An 18,458-nucleotide genomic window follows, 5' to 3' on the forward strand; every position below is an offset into this window, starting at 1 on the left:
TTAGATTTTTGCGGATGTAGCAGTCACTTCAGTAACCTCCACCTCATCCGTGGTATATTTAGAAGGGCACTTCATTAATATTTTTGAAGCATGAAATTCACTACCAATCATTTTTCCCGTTAATACAATTTGTTCAGAACGTTCAAAATCCTGCGGCTTGGAGCCATTAAATACCACTTTACACTCTTTCCCCTCATTATCCTTCATATAAAATGCAAAATAATTGGCGTCCTGTTGTGGTTTATAAAAAAGCTCTTTTTCCTTATTAAGTTGTCCAACAACATGTAACTCTGAACTGCTTTCTGTGGCATCAGCAAATGATCCATAGGTACTTGAATCAGCATATGTACTGATTATAATACCAATTGCTAATGCGATGATAACAATGCCGGCGATGGAACTCTTTTTCATATAATGCTTTTAAATAATCCTAATTAAATGCGATTACAAAAGTACTAAATAGTTCAATTATTAGTCAATATAACAAGAATGTTTCTATATTAGAATCATTCTAAATAATAAAGGGAAACCTTACGGCCTCCCTTTGCATGCTTAAACAGCTCTGATCAGGGCCAGATTCCCATATTCATATAAGAAATGGCAACTTTATCGATAGAACCAACGAATGCCGCAGTTCTGAGTCCGTCAATCTTAGGGTTTGCCATTTGTATATCTCGTATCTCATGATAAGATCGGATCATGGTGTCTTCGAGTCCGGAATTAACTAGTTCAAGCTCAGTAGCTCCTTTAACAATAATGCTCTTCTGAGCCGAATCAAGGGAAATACCTGTGATCTTTTCTACCATATTGACCAGATTCTGATTGGCATTTTCTTCATACCGCTTATCCATACGTCCAAATGCTACATGCGAAAGGTTTTTAAGCCATTCGAAATAAGAAACCGTAACACCACCGGCATTACAATACATATCAGGGATTAAAATACAGCCCTTTTTGATAAGAAAATCGGCTGCATCCGGAGTAGTTGGCCCGTTGGCAGCTTCAGCAATAATTTTTGCTTTAATATTAGCCACATTCGCTATCGTGATCTGATTTTCGAGCGCAGCAGGCACTAAAATATCACATTCCTGTTCCAGACCTTCCGCAGAATTGTTGAATTCTTTTGTTGATCCGGCAAATCCCAGAATCGAACCAGTAGTATTGCGATGGTAGAATACCTCATCAAGATTAAGTCCGTTAGGATTGTAAATCGCTCCTTCAAACTCACAGATACCAACAACTGTAGCACCAAACTCAATCAGGTATTTGATGGTATGGTAACCTACATTTCCCAATCCCTGAACGATTACCCGTTTACCTGACAAACCTGTACTGAGGCCGAGTTTATTCATATCTTCGGTTATATCAACACATTCGCGCACAGCAATAGCTACCCCACGACCGGTTGCTTCCCTTCGTCCGGCAATACCATGCAATGCAATCGGTTTACCGGTAACACAACCTAATGCGTCCAGCTGCCCCGGATTCATTGTTTGGTAGGTATCGGCAATCCAGCTCATTTCACGTTCACCTGAACCATAATCCGGTGCAGGAACATCAATACCGGGACCAATAAAATTCTTTTTAATTAATTCAACAGTATATCGCCGGGTGATGGTTTCAAGTTCTGCAACAGAATAATCTTTCGTTTTAATCTTAATCCCCCCCTTTGCACCACCGAAAGGAACATTTACAATCGCACACTTATAAGTCATGAGTGCTGCAAGTGCCATCACCTCATCCTCATTCACCATCTCGCTATATCGAATACCACCCTTTGTTGGTGATTTATGATGAGAATGCTCTACTCTCCAGGCATCAATTACTTCAAAACCGTTCTCACGACGGATTGGGAAACGGAAACGATAAACACTATTGCATGACCTGATCTGGTCAAGTAATCCTTCCGGGTGGGAAGTAAATTGTGCTGCATGATCAAAAAACTGGCAAACGTCACCAAAAAACGAAGTTTCTGAGTGCGCTGCGTCTATAGACTTAGCCATAAGAAAATAAATTAATTTGAATAATTGGTTATTTGCTGCAAAGTTGATAGAAATAAACCGATACTAAAAATGAAAATTACTTAGTGTATAGGATACAATATCTAATAAGCAGGTATAAACCTTATTTAAAGAACTTAAACAAGGTATATTTATTGCTTCTGTTTTTCAATTTTTTTCAATCGGCTATCAATGGAAAAGAGATAAATAGCCAATCCGATGAAGACGACTGAAATAACCAGTACCACAACATAAATCTTTCCGGAACTTCTCAGGGAATCAGCCATCTCAACCCCATTGGAATTCTGTGCCAGAAGGTTTAAAGTAAATGACAGAATTAAGGCTAGTGTAAGGATAAATTTTTTCATCGTACCGAAATTGATTTCTTAGTTTTTTGTATTTAACACTTCTAAAAAGTGGTTGTCTGTTATCAGTTGTCTGTTGTCAGTAAATTAAACATCAAATATGTTCTCCAATTGTCAACCTAATAGCTATCGGGTATCAATTTAGCTGCTAAGTTCCCTCCTGCGTCGGGATGACATCCTCCTGTATTTCACGATCATTCTCCACTCTCAATTCTCCACTCTCAATTCTCAAATTCTACTAAATATCAAATATGTTATCCAATTATAACCTGTCAACTTAGCTGCTAAGTTCCCTCCTGCATCGGGATGACATCCTACTGTATTTCACGCTCAATTCTCCACTCTCAATTCTCAATTCTCAATTAATTAAGTTTTGCCTGTTCTCAACCTTCCGTATCCTATACCTGATGGTTGTAATCCATGTACTGATCAAAATCCATCCCAATACTGCCGGATAAAATACCGGGCGTAACTCTGGTGCCATATCCTTGGTATTAAATCCAGGGTTACCTCCATTTCCAGGGTGGAGCGAGTCGGTCATGCGCGGAAGTATGAACAGCAGTACCACCATGATAGGGAATGCGAAAATATTATATACTGCTGAGATCCTGCCTCTTTTCTGTTCCTCCTCAAGTGAGTTTCTTAGCACGAGGTAAGCCAGATAAACAAGCAGGGCAATTGCCGCACTATTTTGTTTCGGGTCATTGCTCCAGGCTTCACCCCAGGTATATTTAGCCCATACTGCACCAGTAACCAGACCCAGAATACCGAAAATGATTCCGACATTGGCACTTTCTACGGCCATCAGATCATCATTTTCATTAGCTGAGCTCAGATAGCGGATACTGTAAATGAAGGAAACGGTAAGCATGACGATCATCGCAAACCACATTGGTACATGAAAATGGATATTCCGAATAGTTTCGTTTAAAATCGGCTTTGCCGGCACATGAAATAAAAACCCCGCAATAATTGAGTAAAGCACAAGAACTGTGGCCAGGATTTTCCACCAGTTTTTATTCATAATGAATTTGAATTAATCATGCCAAAGGTAAGGAAATAACAATAAAGAAGTAGTGATCACAATGATATTTATGGCTATCAGCACACCGATTTCATTATAAGATACTGATCTGTCCAAACCGTCCATTGCATTCTTCGATAACTTAATCAGGACAACCAGTAGGGGTATTATTACCGGAAAACTTAATATGGCCATGAGCCCCCCCGCGTTGTTTGCTTTGGAGGCAATCCCCGAGATCATCGTAAAGACAGATGCGAAACTGATGCTGCCCAAAAGAACTGCAAAAAAATAAAATAGTGGATCTCCCAGCAGATTTTTAAATACCAGGGTATAAAAACCCAGTGCGATAGCAGAGAGCAAAAGCATCAGAAAGATATTATAAATGATCTTGGAGATGATGATCGCCTGCGCACTGGTGATCGTATAGTAATACAATTGCCTTCCCCTGCTTTCCTGTATAAAACTTTTGGTAATTGCATTCACTGAAGCGAAAAGCATAATGATCCAGAAGAGGGCATTCCAGGTTGGCGGACTTGTTATCTCGCGAAAAGCCAGATAACACACAAAAACTGTTGAAACTACATAGAGTAAAATGCCATTCAATGCATATTTTGAACGCCATTCGAGCATGATTTCCTTACGGATCAGAAATTTAACCTGATTCAATAAATCCATTGCAACAAATATAGAATTTGCTTTTCAGTTTCGGGTATTCATTCAGGTGCAATAAATGAATCGAATATTTCTTTGTATTTTGTGTCATGTTTTTTTCAATATTTGATAGCCCTATCGGACAAATGGTCATTGAGGCCAGTGAGCTTGAGATATGTGCCATAGGTTTTCCATCAGAACTGCCTTTGGAGAATCCGAATGAACTCTCGGAAATGGCAAAAGAGCAGTTCAGAGAGTATTTTGAGGAAAAAAGAAAAGATTTCGATTTTCCAATGGCTCAACCCGGCACTGATTTTCAACAAAAGGTATGGGATGAACTCAGGAGAATCGATGCCGGCAAACCCATAAGTTATGCAGCCTTGGCAAAAAGAATGAAAAACCCTTTAGCCATACGTGCCATCGCATCGGCAAATGGCCGCAATAATCTGATGATTGCCGTTCCATGCCATCGCGTAATTGGCAGCAACGGCGATCTGGTTGGTTTCTCAGCAGGATTATGGCGTAAAAAATGGTTGCTTGAACATGAAGCAAAAATGACCTCTACTGGCCAGTCAACTTTAACTTTCTAAAATGGATATCAATCCTTACCTGGATATAATTTTAAGGTGCATTGGAGTGTACCTCTTTATGGTATTAGCTATACGATTCTTTGGCAAAAAAGAATTGTCGCAGCTTTCAACAACAGACCTGGTATTTATTGTTTTGATCAGTAACTCGGTACAGAACTCAATGGTAGGTTCCAACTCAAGTTTACCCGGAGGACTCGTTGCGGCAAGTGTTTTATTCTGCCTAAACTATCTGATGAAGCTTATAATGTACCGTTCATCATCTGTAAAGGAGCTGATCGAGGGCAAACCTGTCATACTCGTTTATCAGGGCAAGATTGATATAGCTCACCTACATCAGGAAAGCATCGGCATGGATGAGTTGGAAGAAGCGATCAGAGAACATGGAATTGATTCTTACAAAGATGTCAAACTTGCTATCCTTGAAGTTGATGGTAATATTAGTGTTATTGCGGATCAAGTCCGCAATGACAACGTTAAAAATTAAGTCCGATTTCAATGCGGCCTAAAGCCATTGTCAGCGTAGACCTGATCCGATTCAGTGCGGACTTGATCCGATGTCAGTGCGGACTCGATCCGCACCGCCCCTTGGTGCCAATTCAACATGATAACGCACAAGATCATCTATTGGTGATCGGATAATTTTACCCACTTTCATACCATACTCTGTAGCAGTTTCTTCGAGTACGTTTCTGAAATTATATCCGACAGAACCTATGCAATTAAATGTATAATCCTTGTAGTTAGGATAGTGTGTAACCAGGTTTTCGAAGAAATCAACGAAAGATGTTTTTACAATATTTCGTGAATATTCTGCATGAACATTATTATCGTATACGAACTTGGCAAAGCTGGCACAAAAACGATTTGCCAATGGTTTGGTATAAACATTGTCAGTCACTTCATCAGGAGTCAGCTTATAAGTTTCCCAGAAGCGCTCTCTGACCACTTCGGGCATGTAACCCCTTAAATAATCAGTGAGTAATTTTTTACCAATATCACAACCACTACCCTCATCACCAAGAATATAGGCCGCAGAGTCAATATTTAATGAAATCTCTTTACCATTATAAAGACCAGTATTTGTTCCTGTTCCTAAAATAGCGGCAAAACCACTATCTAAACCAAGTAATGCCCGTGCTGCAGCAAGAAGATCATGTCCAACATAAATACTGGCTTTATTAAATACTGCAGACATAGCCTCTTCAACTATCTGTACCTTATCTTCAGTAGAACAACCGGCACCATAATAATTCACTTCATGAATATCAGAAAGATCGAGATCGCTTGGTAATCCTTTCCTGAGTGAATTAATTATATACTCAGCACTTACAAAATATGGATTGTATCCTTCGGTATTAAAATAGATTTTTTGACCAGATTTATTCAATAAACACCAATTGGTCTTGGTAGACCCTCCATCTGCAATAATGATCATAGTATTATAAATATTTTTAAAAAGCTAAATGTATGAATTTATACTAATTGTCAAGAGTACACAATTAAATATCGGGGCAATCTCCTCTTTTTCAATGGTAATGAAAAATTTGGAGTAGAAAATGTTTAATCTGACAAAAAAAATTCCTTATCACAAGGATAAAATATAATTTTAGGCATGAATGAGAATAAAATGATCGTTGACCTGCGAAGTGATACCGTTACGCGGCCAACACCAGGAATGCTGGAGGCTATGTTTAGTGCAAAGGTCGGAGATGATGTATTTGAAGAAGATGAAACTGTCAATGCATTGCAGGAGAAAACTGCAGCAATCTTTGGCATGGAAGATGCCCTTTTTTGTCCTTCCGGGACCATGACGAATCAGATTGCGATCAAACGTTTTACCAATCCAATGGAAGAGGTAATCTGTGACGAAACCGCTCATGTATATCGGTATGAGGGCGGTGGAATTGCCTATAATTCAATGGCTTCTGTCCGTTTGCTATACGGCGACCGGGGCAGACTTAGTGCCGAGTTGATCGAACCACATATAAATCCTGATAATGTTCATTATCCAAAAAGCAGCCTGGTTATTCTTGAAAATACAGTAAACCGTGGTGGTGGAAGTTTTTATACTCTGGATCAGATTGAACCAATCTACCATTTATGCCGCTTAAAAAACATTTACCTGCATCTGGATGGAGCCAGGATCTTTAATGCTCTGGCTGAGTCGTTGGATGATCCCAAAGAGTATGGAAGAATGTTTGATGGGATATCCGTTTGTTTATCAAAAGGTTTGGGTGCCCCTGTTGGATCTGTGCTCTTAGGAAGCAGGGAAACCATTTATCATGCAAGAAGGATTCGCAAAGCATTGGGCGGTGGATGGCGGCAGGCAGGTTATCTGGCAGCAGCCGGAATCTATGCTCTCGACCATCATATTGATCGCCTGAAAACGGATCATAAGAATGCTAAAACACTGGCTGAAACGCTGATCAGTTTACCATTTGTAAGCAGTATTATGCCCGCAGACACGAATATTGTGATCTTTGAACTCGACAAAAAACATAATCCGGATGAATTTGTTGAAAAATTAAAACATCATGGAGTAAAGTGTAATACCTTCGGCAAGCAAATGATCCGGTTCGTTACGCACCTGGATATCAGTGATGATCAAATAGGATACACCCTTGATGTTTTGAAGAAAATGCACTGAACTCTTTGAGATCGAATTAGCCCAATCAGCGTAGCGCCTAAAAACTTACATTTGTACATGGAAAAGATCCTGATAGCCAACCGGGGAGAGATAGCGCTGCGCATCATGCGTTCAGCAAGGGAAATGGGAATCAAAACCGTGGCGGTTTTCTCAGAAGCCGACCGCAATGCACTGCATGTAAGATATGCCGATGAAGCTATTTGTATTGGTCCGGCCCCCTCTTCCCAATCATACCTCTCGGGAGAAAAAATTATAGAAGCCTGTATCAGAACAGGTGCTCAGGGTATTCATCCGGGCTATGGTTTTCTTTCTGAAAATGCTGCCTTTGCCAGAATGGTAAAAGAAGCCGGTTTGACACTTATCGGACCATCTCCGGAAGCGATGGAGATCATGGGAAATAAGTTGTCGGCAAAAGCTGCAGCAATGAAATACAATATCCCTATGGTTCCCGGGACAGAGGAAGCAGTAACAGATATTCAGATCGCTCAAAACAGAGCTCAGAAAATCGGTTTCCCTATCCTCATCAAAGCTGCTGCCGGTGGTGGTGGCAAGGGTATGCGTATTGTAGAAAAGCCTGCTGATTTTGTCGAGCAAATGGATCTCGCTGTATCTGAGGCCACTTCGGCATTTGGAGATGGATCTGTATTTATTGAACGCTATGTCTCCTCTCCACGTCACATAGAAATTCAGGTTTTGGGTGATAATCATGGCAATATTGTTCATTTGTTTGAGCGCGACTGTTCAGTTCAAAGAAGACATCAGAAAGTTGTTGAAGAAGCCCCATCATCCATTCTGAGCGAAGAATTAAGACAAAAAATGGGTGAAAGCGCAGTAAATGCGGCTAGATCCTGCAATTATACAGGAGCCGGGACCGTCGAATTTATTCTGGATGAGAACCTTGATTTTTTCTTCCTGGAAATGAACACCCGTTTGCAGGTTGAGCACCCGGTAACTGAAATGATTACCGGCATCGATCTGGTTAAGGAACAAATCAAAATAGCCAGAGGCGAGAAATTAAGTTTCAAACAGGAAGATCTGAAGATTAGGGGTCATGCAATTGAGGTAAGAGTTTATGCCGAAGATCCTGCAAATAATTTCCTCCCTGATATTGGCAGGCTCCAAACTTATATCACACCAAAAGGTCCGGGAGTGAGGGTAGATGATGGTTTTGAACAGGGCATGGAAATACCTATTTATTATGATCCGATGATTGCGAAACTGGTAACTTATGGCAAAGACCGGACTGAAGCTATTGAACGGATGATCAGAGCGATAGATGAATACCACATCACCGGAATTCAGACCACTTTGGCTTTTGGGAAGTTTGTGATGCAGCATGAAGCATTTATTTCGGGTAAGTTTGACACACATTTCGTAGGCAAGTACTTCCGTCCTGAATATTTGAGCACTGAAAATGAGGAAGAAGCAATGATCGCAGCTTTAATCGGGGCGGAGTTTATGATGCAAAAAAGCATTACCATAACAAATACCAATCAAACTCCTGTAGTATCTTCCTGGCACAAAAACAGAAAATCGTACTAAATCTTAAAATATAAAAAATGTTTACCGGCATCATCGAAACAATAGGCAGAGTCTCTAATCTGAAAAGGGATCAGGATAATCTAGAGATTATCATTGAATCTGACCTTTCGAACGAACTGAAAATAGATCAGTCGGTTTCTCACAATGGTGTTTGCTTAACTGTGGTCGCCCTCGCTGATGGCACACATACCGTAACAGCAATATCAGAAACTTTAAATAAGTCAAACCTGGGAAAACTCAAAGAAGGAGATCTGTTGAATCTGGAGCGCTGTATGCAGATGAATGGCCGGCTTGATGGGCATATTGTTCAGGGCCATGTAGACCAGACAGGTATTTGCACTGAAGTAATCGAGAAGAATGGTAGCTGGGAATATACAATTAGCTATGATGCGGCAATCGGAAATATCACTGTCGAAAAGGGCTCAATCTGTGTAAACGGTATTAGTTTGACAGTTGTTAACTCAAAAGAAAATTCTTTTTCTGTAGCGATAATACCCTATACCTATGAACATACCAATATGAACAGCCTCAGGATTGGTGATATTGTAAATTTAGAATTCGATATTATCGGAAAATACGTTGCCCGCTTAACCCGTCAAAAAGATATGAGATGGGAGATGTGAGATATGAGACAGAACACGTGCGTGAGGCATCTCCAATCACATAAAATTTCTTGAGCATAAAACAAGGCCACCCCCTTAGAGTTTACATCAAATGGCAAATGATCCTTTTGCCAGGCTCGTCCCAATGAAATACAGCTCCGAGTAAAATAAACCTTACCGGAGGAGGTAGCTTCCGGCTATTGGTAGTTTGAAATAAAACGCGATTTCCTGCCGGAAATACTCCGGAGGAAAGGGCTGAACTAGCCTATAATACACGGGTATTGGTTTCAAAAAACAAATTATCTTGATTCCTAGGCATTATATGACCAATTATAACTTAACTGAGTTCGATATTAAACTATCTAACGATTAAGATTTAACCACATAGATTGAATTTATTATGCTTTAAAGGAAACATAGATTGTAAATCACATAGATTGAAGCGAAGCTTCAAGGCTATCTGTGTCTAAAATTTAGGTTAGAAGCTATAAAATGCTATGTTTCTATGCGGTTTTTAAAATATTATGTCGAGTTCAAGTTAACTTAATATTTTACCCTCTCTTTTCCAACTCAGGTTAAAATAAAATCCTCATTGAGAACTCAATTACATCTATGACTCAAACTCTTAAATTTTTCGAAATTAATGGCAGTATAATTGCTTAACCAGTATTAATATTTAAAATATAGAAATACTATGGATAAGCTGAAAAAATTTGAGTTGATGGAGAAAATTACGAACGAGCTGGAAGATCTGAAAAACAGTCAGACGGCACTGGTTCAAAAGATCGGTAAAATTGAGATCGACAATTTTGACCTGGGGAATAAAACACTTGAGCGGATTCTTCCGGAAATGCACCAGAATGTTGCCGACAATCTTGATAAAATCGCTGAGATCTTAATCAGCTTTGAAGAAGCTAAAGATGTGTATGGCAAGGAAAACAACATTGAAGGATTGAAAGAACAGGAAGCGATCAGGGAAGCAATGGAAGGCGGAGCAAAAAACTAATTAAATACTCATCAGATGACTGAATATGCGGTAATGCACAGAATTCATCTGTTGATTTAATACTATTTACTCAACTGAGAAATTCTGTAATTACAATACTCAATATAAGCCTTCTGCTCAACAGGAGGCTTTGAGTTGATATACCTTTTATAATAGCTTAGGGCAGTTTTAGGCTGCTTCAGTTTCTGATCGTAAATCGTTGCGATTGTATAAAGAGTCAGAGGTTTATTATCAAAAAAGAGACTTTTCTGATAGGCTTCGAGCGACTTACTGGTCAATTGACTTTTCTCCATCACATCCCCTATCTGCGCATAATATCCAGCCGTGTTTGTCGAAATTGATTCCTTTATCGTTTTATTGAGATAATCAACCGATTTGTTATAGTTTTTGAGTGCTTTATAACTCATTGCAATGAAATACAGGGTCGACTCAGTCTTCATATCATTGGCTTCCATGCCTTCCAGTATATCGATTGCCTGTTGGTACTTCCCGATTGAGTAATAAGCTTCCTCAAGCATTTTAACAATGTTTGGACTGCGGTCACCATCCCTGATGATGACACTGCAGATGTCGGTTACTCCATTCCAGTCTTTCATAGCATAAGCCAGCTCAGCTTTCCCCCGCAACAAAATCAAATTGGTAGAATCTGCTTGTAATACTCTTTTGCTTTTACAAAATTACCTTTACGCTGACTGATACCTGCCATGCTGAAAAGCGAAGAAATTTCCGCAGGATCCTGTTCAAGAATGCGCAGATAATAGGTTTCTGCTTCAGATAATTTGCCTGCCATCCTTAAACTGTAGCCGATCCGGGATAGAATTTTTGTATCATAAATAGGTTCAGGATAGATCTTCTTTAGGGTTTCTGCTGCTTCATCATAACGCTGATTCTGTAGAAGCTCAAGTATCAGCAAATTATCCGCTGCTGCATTCTGGGCAGAACCTTTCAGTGAAAGGAGTAAAATGGATAACAATACTATGATTCTCATAGAAAAACCTCCGAAATGGTTCAATTATTCAATAGAGTTGATAGAACAAAGAATCAGGAGCCAAGATTCATGACAATAATTAAAATTTCAATCTCTCAGTATTTCATCAGACATCAGACATCAGACATCAGACAACTGATAACAGACAACAATCCTACTCTATCGCCTTCCCCTTCATGGCAGAAGAAATAGCTGTATTCATCAGTCTCTCAGCAAATGGCCGGGTAAATTCATTTAGCTCATCAATGCTTTTATGGATCAGATCTTTATCGCCGGAGCCTAAAGCAGATTTGAGATTCCCAATTAATTTTTGAGTATCAATTGCCTCCTGTTCAGAAACCTGTTCGCTGTTCTTTTCCAAAAAGCGCTCTACGGTATAGACCATTTGTTCTCCCTCTGTACGGGCTTCTATCAGCATTCTCCTGCTTACATCATCCTTTGCATTTTCAATACTGTCGATCAGCATTTTTTCTACCTGCTCGTCAGTAAGGCCATAGGTTGGTTTAACTTCAACTTCCTGTTTTACTCCCGAGCGCAATTCAACGGCCTCAACAGTCAGAATTCCATCGGCATTCAACCTGAAATTAATATCCACCTTTGGAAAACCTGCAGGCATTGCCGGAATTCCTTTCAGATCAAATTCGGCCAGTTTCCGATTCTCAGACACAAGATCACGCTCACCCTGGAAAACAGAGATTTTCATATTGATCTGCCCGTCAATGGAGGTAGTATATTGCCGTCCTGCCTTAGCGGGTACTTTTGCGTTTCTTGGGATGATCACGTCCATAAGTCCACCCATGGTTTCAATCCCCAGTGAAAGTGGCGTGACATCCAGCAGCAAAATATCCTTTCTATTCCCGGCAAGGATATCCGATTGAATTGCGGCACCTAATGCAACTACCTCATCAGGATTGATTTGATCATGAACTTCCTTCTCAAAGAATGCGGCAACCATCTGTTTAACCAATGGCGTCCGGGTTGAACCACCAACCATCACAACTTCCTGAATATCAGTTGTTTTCAGGCCTGCATCTTTCAAAGCATTTTTACAGCAAGTTATGGTTTGCTCAACACGGGAAAGAATTAGATCTTCAAATTTTTGTTTAGTTATTGCACAAGGAATGTCATCAACAAAACCGTTAAAAATATTCTGAGTAGTCAGTGCTTTTTTTGCTTCTTCAGCTTTCAAACGCAGCGCCTGATTAAGCGAAGAACCCTTTGCCCTATCTCCTAACTGATTCTGTTCAATCCAGTAATTCACAATTGCCCTATCGAAATCATCTCCTCCTAAAAATGTATCCCCGTTGGTTGAAAGGACTTCAAAAATTCCGTTCTGTATTTTCAGAATAGAAACATCGAAGGTTCCGCCGCCTAAATCATAAACAGCGATGATTTTTTCATCTTCAGGATCAAGGCCAATACCATAGGCCAAACTTGCTGCGGTTGGTTCATTAACAATACGTAAAACGTCAAGCCCTGCAAGTTTACCTGCATCACGTGTTGCCTGACGCTGACTATCATTAAAATAAGCCGGCACGGTGATTACAGCCCTGTTAACCGAGGTTTTCAGGGCATGTTCAGCCCTTTCTTTCAGTTCTTTCAGAATCATCCCCGAAAGCTCAATCGGGGTAAAATATTTATCTCCAGCCTTGATCTTAACCAGACTTTCACTATCGTCGTCAATAATTTTATAGGAAAATAAATTACTATGTTCCTGAATATCTTTAAAGGATCGACCTAAGAGTCGTTTTACGGAAAAGATGGTATTCTGAGGATCGGATATTAAAAATTCTTTTGCTTCATTTCCTACAATAAGTCCCCCCTCCGACTGAAAATGTACCACTGAGGGAACAAGCACACCTTTGCCGGTATCATTTATTACCTGTGGCTGACCCTCAGGATTAATAAACGCGACCAGACTGTTTGTTGTGCCCAGGTCTATCCCAACAATTATTTCTTCCTTCTGTACAGAACCTGTTGCAATATTAATAGAAACTTTAGCCATAATTGCTTATCAACAAGGCGCAAAGGTATGCAGTTTAGCCACAATACGGAACTATTCCCCTTAATTTGAAATTTTATTACAATCTGATTAGTTTTTGAGAAAGCATGGGGCAGTTTTCTATCTAAATAATCGTATTTTTAAATTAACCTAAAGCCGGACTATGAAAACACTTCTTTTAAATTACCTGCAATACAATCATTGGGCGAATGAGAAAATGTGTAATTATCTGTCGGGGGTTGATGAGGCCGAAATCGTTGCGAATAAAAAAGCTGAATATCAGACCATCAAAAAAGTCATACTTCATATTGCAGATGCCGAGCAAACCTGGCTTGCCCGCCTGAATGGAAAGAATATTCCTCATATGCATAATCTGGATGCTGCCAGAAGCTTTGCTGATATTTGTACAAGAATCAGAACCAATTCAGCAGATTTTATCGATTTTATATCCGAAAAAGACGATCAATTCTTCCTCTCTGGTACAGAATATATCAATTTGAAAGGCAAGACTTTCAGTCAAAACAATGCAGAAATTATTCTTCACTGCATGAATCACTCAACTTTTCACCGCGGACAAGTGATGTGCATGCTCAGGCATGTGGGTTATACCGACCATTCGGCAAGTGATTTCATTATGTTTTTGAGAGAAGGCTGACAGGGTTTGGAACCCTGTCAGCCTTAATTTATCTATTAAACACCAACCTCTTCCCAAATACCCCATCGGTAATTTTACCATTTTCGTATACCAGGTTCCCTGATACGATTGTACTTACTACTGATGATGCAAACGTTTGTCCCTCGAATGGGCTCCAGCCACATTTAGAAAGCACATTCGCTCTGTTAACTGTTGATCGCTTATTGAGATCGACTAATACCAAATCAGCCCAATAGCCCTCACGGATGAATCCGCGATTCTCAATCTGAAAACAGATTGCCGGACTATGAGCCATTTTTTCAACAATCTTCTCCAATGATATTTTACCCTGCTTGTAAAATTCAAGCATTGCAATCAGTGCATGCTGTACCAATGGTCCGCCGGATGGTGCTTTGGAATATGGCTGTGATTTCTCTTCTATTGTATGCGGAGCATGATCTGTAGCAATAACATCAATCCGATCATCTAGTACCGCTTTAAATATCTCATCCCGGTCGGCAGCAGTTTTGATAGCCGGATTCCATTTTATCCAATTTCCCTTTTTAGCATAATCAGCATCTGAAAACCACAAATGATGAATACAAGCTTCAGAGGTAATCCGCTTTTTTTCAAGAGGGATAGAATTGTCAAAAAGAGAGGTCTCTATCGCTGTAGAAATGTGCAGAATATGCAAACGGGTATCGTACTTTTTTGCAAGTCCCGCAGCCAGGGAACTTGAAATAAAGCAGGCTTCAGCATTTCGGATCAGCGGATGCATTTCGGGTGTTAAATTATCTCCATACTGAAGTTTGAATCGCTCTGCATTTGTCCGAATGGTAGCCTCATCCTCACAATGAGTAGCGACCAGCATGGATGTCCGGCTAAAGATCCCATCCAGGGTCTTTTCATTATCCACGAGCATATTACCTGTAGAAGAACCCATAAATACTTTGATGCCACAGACATTTTTCGGATCTGTTTTTAGTACTTGTTCAAGGTTATTATTCGCGGCTCCCATGAAGAAAGAATAATTGGCAGCAGATGTCCTTCTTGCGATCTGATATTTATCTTCAAGCAATTGCTGTGTCAGGGTATTGGGCACAGTATTGGGCATTTCCATGAAGGAGGTAATCCCACCGGCGATTGCCGCCCTGCTCTCCATAAAAATATCTGCTTTATGGGTTAATCCGGGTTCCCTGAAATGAACCTGATCATCAATGCATCCCGGGAAAAGGTGCAGCCCCTCGGCATTGATCACCTTATCAGCAGCCATATTGAGGCCCGATCCGATCAGTTCAATGAGTCCGTTTTTAATGAATACATCCCCTATAAATGTCCGGCCTTCATTTACAATTGTCGCAGATTTGATGATTATTGAGGACATGCTTTGAGTTTTGATTTATATACAAATGCGAATTTCGGAATAATTTTCTTTAGTTCTTTGTCAACATTGGTGGAAATACACATTGAATTCGGGAAAGCGGTAAAAATAATGAATCAAGGATTAATAAGAGAGAATCACTGATTTGGAATTGGCTGATTTTTCAGACAACTGACAACAGACAACTGACCTCTTAAGCCCTAATCTAAATTCCAAATCCCTACCTTTGCACGATGTCACTATCCTTCGAAGATTTTAAGCTGAACAGGCAGATCCTGAATGCTGTTGCGGATGCAGGTTATACCCTGCCAACTCCAATACAGGAAAAAGCGATCATGCCGATCTTATCCGGACAGGATATTATGGGGATTGCGCAAACCGGAACCGGTAAAACCGCAGCTTTTGTGTTGCCCATTCTGATGAAGCTGAAATATGCTCAGGGAAATGATCCAAGGGCATTAATCATTGCCCCTACCCGCGAATTGGCGATGCAGATCGAAGAAAATGTAAAAACCTTTGCTAAATATACTGATCTGCGAACTGTTGTGCTTTATGGGGGATTAGGTCCCAAAACTCAGATCGCTGAATTAAAAAAAGGAGTGGATATCATCATATCAACGCCGGGCCGATTTCTGGATTTATATCTTGAAGGAAATATCAACACTCAAAATCTGAAATTTCTTGTGATGGATGAAGCTGACAAAATGATGGACATGGGCTTTATCGGTTCAATACACCGCATCCTGGAAGTGGTGCCAAGAAAACGTCAGAATCTGCTGTTTTCGGCTACCATGAGTGAACTGGTGCATAAGATCTCAGGCGATTTCCTGAAGCATCCCACTGTGATCGAGGTAGCAGAGCAGGCGACTCCTGCAGCAACAGTAAGTCAGGTTTTGTATAAAGTTCCAAATCTAAAAACCAAGCTAAACCTGCTTCAGCATTTACTCAAAGATACAGAGGACTTTACCCGCCTGATCGTTTTCTGTAAAACAAAAACCGTAGCTGATAATATATTTCATTTCCTCGAACGTCGATATGGTGCTGATCAGGTAAGGGTTATTCATGCCAATAAGGGACAAAACACCCGGATTAATTCAATCAATGCCTTTAAGGAAGGGGAAATACGAATTCTGGTTGCAACTGATGTGGCTTCCCGCGGATTGGATGTAAGCAATGTAAGCCATGTAATCAATTTTGATGTTCCGATTATCATTGAAGATTATGTTCACCGGATCGGACGTACCGGTCGGGCCCTTCAAACAGGCGATGCCATCACTTTTTGCAGCCCTTCGGAGGAATATTACGTTGAAAAGATTGAAAAACTGATCCGTCAGACCATCCCAATATCCGAAATGCCTGAAAATGTATTCATCGATGATACTCCCTATGAGGAACGTCAGAATATTGCCCGGGAAATTGATCTGCAAAAACGTAGAGAAGATCCCGAATTCAAAGGAGCATTCCATGAGAAAAAGGCAAAGAATTCGAAAGGGGCAAAATCAGCAAAGGTAGAACCTAAAGCCAAAGTCAGAAATAATAAACCCGGTGCTGCACGAAGAAAGAAAAGTGTCAAATTTGACTCTGTTCATAAAAAAGACCGGAAAAAATGAAATTGCGTTTAACTCCGCTTAATATAGTTTCTTCCCTCTTACTTGTAAGCATTGCCTACCTGCTCCTTTTCCCGGATGAAAACGGATTTCGTGAGTTAGGGAGTATTCCGCTCATTATTCTGCTCATTCTGAGTTTTATCACCGATCAGGTATTCCGTAGATATATAGCAGAGCTAAAACGCATTTGGTTAATTGAACTTCTATTTCTCATCTTTGTAACTGTTTTGATGGTATTGATTAAATTGTATGTTTTCAGTTGACACCCGATAGCTATCGGGTTGAGATTAATTTAGATAAGGTCCCTCCTGCGTCGGGATGACAGAGAATTGAGTGCAGAGATATTGAGACCTTTAAATAACGAATCACTGAGAACAGATAAAGACAAAAAATTAAACGCAAAGAAATACAATCCAATAATTAGCGCCTCAATGAGGCTGGCGCAACCTATAACTTACTACTTACAACTTAAGAATGAAAAAAGCCGAAATAAAACTTACCATAGAACTAGACGAGCAAAACGTACCCGAAAATATCCTTTGGGAATCTACAGACTCACAAAATAAGGAAGCATTACCTGTAAAATCAATGATGCTGGCTTTATGGGATCATAATTATAAGAACTCACTTCGCATAGACCTCTGGACCAAGGATATGCCGGTTGATGAAATGAAACGTTTTTTTTATGAGACCCTTCAGACTATGGGCGACAGTTTTTTACGGGCAACAGGTGAAGAAGCAATTGTAGAAGATCTTCGGGATTATTGTGCTCATTTTGCTGAAAAAATGGAGCTTACTGAAGGAAATAATCCGCAATCAGCACTAAAAGGCTAATTCTAAATGCTATGACCTTGAAAAACTACATCGGAATCATTGGTGCTCTTCTGGTTATTGCCGGGGGAATGATGCCAATGCTGCATATACCAATTATCGGTAACTGGAATTACTGGGATCTTGATACGGTACTGGCTTCGATTGTCTATTCGCTCGCTATTCTCTCACTGATAGCTGCAGCAAGCAATAAAAGAGGTCTGCTGCGTTTTTGTGGATGGACTTTACTTTTGGTTCTGGCCTTTACTTTTGGGGCGGTATACTTTAAAGTAAGCAATTATTTTAATTTCATTCCATTGAAAAAGCTTGCGGGTGTTGCCAGCAGAATGATCCATTACCGATGGATTGGCTGGGCATTAATAAGCTCCGGAGCTCTTTTAATGATACTTTTTTCAGGAAAGAATAAAAAAACTCAAATTCATTGATAATTAGTAAATTAGGTATAGAAAATGAATGACCCCGAAGCAGAGCTTCGAGGTATCGCGTTATTCGAATAACCGTAATTGTGCCCTATGAAACTTCTTATAAGCAGTCTTTTCTTGGCCTTGTTCATTTATATATTTTTGAATAGTCTCCTCATTTGCGTAC

General features: G+C 40.0%; 21 protein-coding genes. 11 read left to right on the top strand and 10 right to left on the bottom strand.

Translation table 11 applies throughout. The annotated features are described in order from the left end of the window. From Q8M41_RS17890 to Q8M41_RS17910, 5 genes are all read right to left on the bottom strand, one after another. Positions 1–411, bottom strand: a complete 411-nt coding sequence (locus tag Q8M41_RS17890; RefSeq protein ID WP_305366676.1) for a cytochrome c maturation protein CcmE — start codon at positions 409–411, stop codon at positions 1–3. A gap of 155 nt (positions 412–566) precedes the next feature. Continuing rightward, positions 567–2,003, bottom strand: coding sequence for a Glu/Leu/Phe/Val dehydrogenase (locus tag Q8M41_RS17895; protein WP_305366677.1), 1,437 nt, complete (start codon positions 2,001–2,003; stop codon positions 567–569). Between the two features lie 149 nt (positions 2,004–2,152). Further along, a complete protein-coding gene (locus Q8M41_RS17900) occupies positions 2,153–2,368 on the bottom strand; it encodes a CcmD family protein (RefSeq protein ID WP_305366678.1) in 216 nt (71 codons plus the stop codon). Between the two features lie 355 nt (positions 2,369–2,723). Continuing rightward, on the bottom strand, positions 2,724–3,389 hold the full coding sequence (ccsA, locus tag Q8M41_RS17905; RefSeq protein ID WP_305366679.1) for a cytochrome c biogenesis protein: 666 nt from the start codon (positions 3,387–3,389) through the stop codon (positions 2,724–2,726). Positions 3,390–3,401: 12 nt separating this feature from the next. Next, the gene (locus Q8M41_RS17910; protein WP_305366680.1) at positions 3,402–4,064 is read right to left on the bottom strand and encodes a heme exporter protein CcmB; all 663 of its coding nucleotides are present in this window, start codon (positions 4,062–4,064) and stop codon (positions 3,402–3,404) included. A gap of 86 nt (positions 4,065–4,150) precedes the next feature. Between Q8M41_RS17910 and Q8M41_RS17915 the strand changes: the two genes are divergently transcribed. Next, the gene (locus Q8M41_RS17915; RefSeq protein ID WP_305366681.1) at positions 4,151–4,630 is read left to right on the top strand and encodes a methylated-DNA--[protein]-cysteine S-methyltransferase; all 480 of its coding nucleotides are present in this window, start codon (positions 4,151–4,153) and stop codon (positions 4,628–4,630) included. Between the two features lies 1 nt (position 4,631). Continuing rightward, positions 4,632–5,114, top strand: a complete 483-nt coding sequence (locus Q8M41_RS17920; RefSeq protein WP_305366682.1) for a DUF421 domain-containing protein — start codon at positions 4,632–4,634, stop codon at positions 5,112–5,114. Between the two features lie 51 nt (positions 5,115–5,165). On the opposite strand, the gene Q8M41_RS17925 is transcribed toward Q8M41_RS17920, so the two are convergent. Further along, on the bottom strand, positions 5,166–6,065 hold the full coding sequence (locus tag Q8M41_RS17925) for an N-acetylglucosamine kinase (protein WP_305366683.1): 900 nt from the start codon (positions 6,063–6,065) through the stop codon (positions 5,166–5,168). A 177-nt stretch (positions 6,066–6,242) separates the two neighbouring features. On the opposite strand from Q8M41_RS17925, the gene Q8M41_RS17930 reads away from it, so the two are divergent. From Q8M41_RS17930 to Q8M41_RS17945, 4 genes are all read left to right on the top strand, one after another. Continuing rightward, positions 6,243–7,277, top strand: a complete 1,035-nt coding sequence (locus Q8M41_RS17930; protein WP_305366684.1) for a low specificity L-threonine aldolase — start codon at positions 6,243–6,245, stop codon at positions 7,275–7,277. A 57-nt stretch (positions 7,278–7,334) separates the two neighbouring features. After that, positions 7,335–8,819 (top strand): acetyl-CoA carboxylase biotin carboxylase subunit, encoded by a 1,485-nt coding sequence (accC, locus tag Q8M41_RS17935; protein WP_305366685.1) that lies wholly within the window; start codon positions 7,335–7,337, stop codon positions 8,817–8,819. A 17-nt stretch (positions 8,820–8,836) separates the two neighbouring features. Next, on the top strand, positions 8,837–9,442 hold the full coding sequence (locus Q8M41_RS17940) for a riboflavin synthase (RefSeq protein ID WP_305366686.1): 606 nt from the start codon (positions 8,837–8,839) through the stop codon (positions 9,440–9,442). A gap of 673 nt (positions 9,443–10,115) precedes the next feature. Then, positions 10,116–10,427: a hypothetical protein gene (locus tag Q8M41_RS17945; RefSeq protein WP_305366687.1), complete on the top strand. Its 312-nt coding sequence runs from the start codon at positions 10,116–10,118 to the stop codon at positions 10,425–10,427. 62 nt (positions 10,428–10,489) lie between these two features. On the opposite strand, the gene Q8M41_RS17950 is transcribed toward Q8M41_RS17945, so the two are convergent. The 3 genes from Q8M41_RS17950 to hscA form a co-directional block, all read right to left on the bottom strand. Beyond that, on the bottom strand, positions 10,490–11,053 hold the full coding sequence (locus Q8M41_RS17950) for a lipopolysaccharide assembly protein LapB (RefSeq protein ID WP_305366688.1): 564 nt from the start codon (positions 11,051–11,053) through the stop codon (positions 10,490–10,492). Between the two features lie 5 nt (positions 11,054–11,058). Next, positions 11,059–11,415, bottom strand: a complete 357-nt coding sequence (locus tag Q8M41_RS17955; RefSeq protein ID WP_305366689.1) for a tetratricopeptide repeat protein — start codon at positions 11,413–11,415, stop codon at positions 11,059–11,061. Positions 11,416–11,569: 154 nt separating this feature from the next. After that, complete coding sequence (gene hscA / locus Q8M41_RS17960) at positions 11,570–13,420, bottom strand: Fe-S protein assembly chaperone HscA (protein WP_305366690.1); 1,851 nt, start codon at positions 13,418–13,420, stop codon at positions 11,570–11,572. A 160-nt stretch (positions 13,421–13,580) separates the two neighbouring features. Between hscA and Q8M41_RS17965 the strand changes: the two genes are divergently transcribed. After that, a complete protein-coding gene (locus Q8M41_RS17965) occupies positions 13,581–14,072 on the top strand; it encodes a DinB family protein (RefSeq protein ID WP_305366691.1) in 492 nt (163 codons plus the stop codon). Between the two features lie 28 nt (positions 14,073–14,100). Here Q8M41_RS17965 and Q8M41_RS17970 read toward each other — a convergent pair whose 3' ends face one another. After that, entirely contained in the window at positions 14,101–15,435 is a 1,335-nt protein-coding gene (locus Q8M41_RS17970) for a dihydroorotase (protein WP_305366692.1), read from the bottom strand. 230 nt (positions 15,436–15,665) lie between these two features. Here Q8M41_RS17970 and Q8M41_RS17975 point away from each other — a divergent pair, with 230 nt between their 5' ends. The 4 genes from Q8M41_RS17975 (at position 15,666) to Q8M41_RS17990 (ending at position 18,295) form a co-directional block, all read left to right on the top strand. Then, on the top strand, positions 15,666–17,042 hold the full coding sequence (locus Q8M41_RS17975; RefSeq protein ID WP_305366693.1) for a DEAD/DEAH box helicase: 1,377 nt from the start codon (positions 15,666–15,668) through the stop codon (positions 17,040–17,042). Beyond that, a complete protein-coding gene (locus Q8M41_RS17980) occupies positions 17,039–17,302 on the top strand; it encodes a hypothetical protein (RefSeq protein ID WP_305366694.1) in 264 nt (87 codons plus the stop codon). Before Q8M41_RS17975 ends, Q8M41_RS17980 begins: the two co-directional genes overlap by 4 nt. 211 nt (positions 17,303–17,513) lie before the next feature. Beyond that, a complete protein-coding gene (gene gldC, locus Q8M41_RS17985; protein ID WP_305366695.1) occupies positions 17,514–17,873 on the top strand; it encodes a gliding motility protein GldC in 360 nt (119 codons plus the stop codon). Between the two features lie 11 nt (positions 17,874–17,884). Further along, positions 17,885–18,295 (top strand): hypothetical protein, encoded by a 411-nt coding sequence (locus tag Q8M41_RS17990; RefSeq protein ID WP_305366696.1) that lies wholly within the window; start codon positions 17,885–17,887, stop codon positions 18,293–18,295. Positions 18,296–18,458 lie beyond the last annotated feature (163 nt).

The organism is Daejeonella sp., from assembly GCF_030684675.1.
GTDB lineage: Bacteria > Bacteroidota > Bacteroidia > Sphingobacteriales > Sphingobacteriaceae > Daejeonella.